The sequence below is a fragment of the Streptomyces sp. WAC06614 genome (genome assembly GCF_003949795.1).
Taxonomy (GTDB): domain Bacteria; phylum Actinomycetota; class Actinomycetes; order Streptomycetales; family Streptomycetaceae; genus Streptomyces.
This window is the reverse complement of record NZ_RPRY01000492.1, coordinates 1-3685: the sequence shown is the minus strand read 5'-3', so window position 1 is coordinate 3685 and position 3685 is coordinate 1. Positions and strand designations below refer to the sequence as shown.

At 74.0% G+C, this 3685-nt stretch carries 3 protein-coding genes and 1 pseudogene; 2 read left to right on the top strand and 2 right to left on the bottom strand.

Annotation, left to right across the window (positions count from 1 at the left end; all coding sequences use genetic code 11):
- Positions 1-438, top strand: a pseudogene (locus EF918_RS37445) (hypothetical protein); the annotation flags it as partial.
- Between the two features lie 379 nt (positions 439-817).
- Complete coding sequence (locus tag EF918_RS33740; RefSeq protein ID WP_125652699.1) at positions 818-1294, top strand: hypothetical protein; 477 nt, start codon at positions 818-820, stop codon at positions 1292-1294.
- A 248-nt stretch (positions 1295-1542) separates the two neighbouring features.
- On the opposite strand, the gene EF918_RS33735 is transcribed toward EF918_RS33740, so the two are convergent.
- The gene (locus EF918_RS33735; protein WP_125652698.1) at positions 1543-3138 is read right to left on the bottom strand and encodes an NAD(P)/FAD-dependent oxidoreductase; all 1596 of its coding nucleotides are present in this window, start codon (positions 3136-3138) and stop codon (positions 1543-1545) included.
- Positions 3125-3571, bottom strand: coding sequence for an SRPBCC family protein (locus EF918_RS33730; RefSeq protein ID WP_125652697.1), 447 nt, complete (start codon positions 3569-3571; stop codon positions 3125-3127). Before EF918_RS33730 ends, EF918_RS33735 begins: the two co-directional genes overlap by 14 nt.
- Between the last annotated feature and the right edge of the window lie 114 nt (positions 3572-3685).

The window sequence follows — 3685 nt, the reverse complement described above, 5'->3', positions numbered from 1 at the left end:
CCCGTACCCTCCCCCCTCACCTCGCCCCCTGACGACGCCGGCTACTCCGTCGTCCTCCAGGACCGCCCGCTGGCCCTCCGTGCGCCGACCGGGGCCAATATCGCCCGGGTCGACCTCGACGTCCCCCAGGTCGTACCGGACACCCCGGGCCGCGAGATCATGCTCAGCGAGATCTCGGGCGGCCGCTGGCACTTCTCCACCCCGATGGGCAGGAGCACCGCAAAGGCGCCGCAGCAATGCCTTGAAGGCGCCCGGGGCGATGTCCTGCCGACCGAGATCAAGACGGAGGACCTGCGCACCACCGTCCCCGTCGGGACGCTGCTGTGCACGGTCACGACCCAGGGCCGACTGGCGCTGCTGGAGGTCACCGGCATCACCGCCGGCCACGGCAACCTCCCCGACTACGCCACGCGGCTCACGCTCTGGCAGAAGCGCTGACGGGAGCTCCGACGGGCCGGGAGGAGCCGCGGACGGGCACGCGGCCACGCGCCGCCGGCCCGCACGGTCCTACGGGCGCGGGACGCGAACACCGACCCGGGAACGGGCCACGTCTTGGTGTCCTCCACCGGTCCGGCGCCGTACCGCTGATGCCGAGAAAGGCCGTTGACGGCCACATCCGGCAACCTCCCTGGACCACAGTCGTGTTCCCGCGCGTCCTGCGCCGAGGCGGCGACGGTCACCGACCGCAAGTCCGGCCCGCGTCCGCCTCGTCCGCGGCCGCCCCGTCCGCGTCCGCCCCGTCCCGCCCCCGGTCCGTAGCGATCCGGTCGGATCCCCTGACACAAGATGTCAGCAGACCCCTCCTACCGTCCTGCCCATGGACAACAGCACTGGCTTCGCCTTCTTCACCGGCACCTACGACGTCGTCAACCGTTGGCGGAAGGACTTCCTCGACCCCACGGAGGGCGACGACCGCTGGGAGGAGTTCCCCGGCCGCACCCACGCCTGCGCACACTTCGACGGCCGCGCCAGCTTCGACGAGATCGAATTCCCCACCAAGGGCTTCGCGGGCCTGACCCTGCGCCTCTACGACCCGGCCGCCGACGCGTGGTCCCTGTACTGGGCGAGCAAGCGCACCGGCACCCTCTTCCCGCCCGTCACCGGCCGGTTCCACCCGGACGGCACCGGCGTCTTCCACGGCGCCGACGAACACGACGGCCATCAGGTGAAGGTCCGCTTCGTCTGGTCCGGGATCACCGACACGACCGCCCACTGGGAGCAGGCCTTCTCCCTGGACGAGGGCCGCACCTGGCTCACGAACTGGCACATGCACATGACCCGCCACCACCCCTGACAGCCGTCCCCCCCGGGGTCACAGGGCGGCCCGTCGCGTCGGCCGGCGGCGAGGAGTGCGACGTCGTCCCGTGCGGGCCGTTCGCCGGGCAGGCGGGCCGGGCACGTGTCGGGCATGTCGTCGAGAGGACCGTCCGCCGGCAGGGTCAGGTCTCCAGGGCCTGCACCGAGACGTCGATGTCGGTGCCGCGGCGTTCCACCAGGCCGTCGGTGTGGAGCAGCAGAGTGGTACGGGCTCTGAGCAGCTCCTCACCGCGTACGGCCGTGGCGGCGTCTGCGCAGGGGGTGGGGCGTGCGCAAGGCGCTGCGGGCGGCGTTGTGGCCGGGGGCGCCGTGGACGCCGCCGCCCGGGTGGGCGGAGGCGGAGGCCAGGTACAGGCCGGCGATCGGGGTGGTGGGCCGGCCGCTGCCGGGGACGGGGCGGAAGAACAGCTGCTGGTACAGGTTGGTGGTGCCCTGGTTGATGGCGCCGCCGGCGAGGGCGGGGTTGAGGCGTTCCAGGTCGGGCGGGGCCAGGATCCTACGGGCGCGGACGGCGGCGCCGAACCCGGGGGCGTAGCGCTCCACCTGGGCCTGGATCCGGTCGGCGACGGCCTCCTTCTCCTGCTCGTCCCACCGGCCGGTGAGGCCGTCCGGGCCGGCGTCACCGGTGATCTCCTGCGGCACGTGCGTGTAGGCCCACGCGGACTCGGTGCCCGCCGGGGAGCGGCTCGGGTCCGCGGTGGTCATCTGCCCGAGCACCGCGAACGGCGTGGCCGGTACCTGCCGCATGGCGATCTGCGCGGCGAAGAGCGTGAGCTCGTCCACCCCGTCGGCCAGGTGAACCGTTCCGGCGGTACGTGCTCCCGCCGCCCGCCAGGGAATCGGCCCCGACAGGGCCCAGTCGACCTTGACCGTGGAGAAGTCCCACTGGAAGCGCCGCAGGTCCTCCGGCAGCCGGGCCGGCAGGTCCACGTCGCGCAGCAGCCGTCCGTACAGCACCGGAGCCGGCACCGCGGCCAGGACGGCCCTGCGCGCCGTGACCAGCGTGCCGTCCGCGGTACGGACGGCCTCGGCACGCCCGCGCCGTACCAGGACCTCGGTGACCGGCTGGTCGCAGTGCACGACGCCACCACGCGCCGTCAGCCGGCGTACCAGGGCGTCGGTCAGCGCCTGCGCGCCGCCCCGCGGTACCGGGAAGCCGTACTTCTGCCCGAGCATGCACATCAGCCAGCCGAACCCGCCGCCCAGCGCCGACTCGGGAGCCAGGTCGGCATGCAGGGCGTTGCCCGCGATCAGCAGCCGTCCGCCGACCCCGGCGAACTCCTCCTCGCCGAACCGCCGGGCGGGCAGCAGCATGGTGCGCGCCAACCGCAGTGCCTCGGCGTAGCCGAGGCGCAGGGCCAGCTTTCCGCCCGCCCGGACCGGCGGGAAGGGCGTGAACAGGCACTCCAGCAGGTCGTCGCCGATGCGCTGCCACAGCCGGTACAGCCGCAGCCAGGCCTCCCCGTCGCCGGGGGCGAAGCTCTCCAGGGAGTCCGCCGTCGCGTCCGGGTCGGCGGCGAGGACGGCGCAGCGGCCGTCCGGCAGCGGATGGGCGACGGCGGCGGGGGCCCGGCTCCAGCACAGCCCGTACTCCTCCAGCCGCATCCGCCGGATCACCGGCGAAGCCGCCGCCAGCGGGTAGAAGGCGCTGAACACGTCATGGACGTACGTAGGGTCGACCTCCCGGTCGCTGCGGACCGCGCCACCCGCCCACGCCGCCGCCTCCAGCACCACCACCTGCCAGCCCGCGTCGGCCAGGACGTTCGCCGCGACCAGGCCGTTGGGGCCGGAACCGATGACCACCGCGTCAGGACCGGCCACAATGCCCGTCCTCGCACGCGCGCGCCAGACGCGCCAGCATGGCGCGGTGGCGCCACTGGGCGACGGCGTCGACGGCGGCGTGGTGGACGTTCCAGCCCCTGCCGCGCAGCGGGTGCTCGTCCACGACGACCAGGGTGTCCGCACCCCAGGGCCGCACCTCGATGGCGATCCGCGCACTGGCGTGATCACCGGCCATCGCTTCCAACTCCAGCCGGTCCGGCGGCTCGTGCACGCGGACCACCGTCTCGCCCTCGAACGACAGCGGGCCGGCCTTCACCTGGTAGCGCAGCGCCGAGCCCTGCTGAGGCCACCGGCCGTCCGCCGCCCGCGAGCGGTGCGTGCCCACCACCCACTGCGCGTAGCAGTCGGCGTCCTCCAGGACCTCCCACACCCGCTCGGGCGGGGCGTGCACGAGGCGGTGCTGTACGGCCATGACGGCCTCCTACGCTGCTCGCTCGGAGTCAGGACCGACCCGGCGCCTACCCCCGCCACGCCCGAGCGGGTGTGGGAGGTCCTGGAGGACGCCGACTGCTACGCGCAGTGGGTG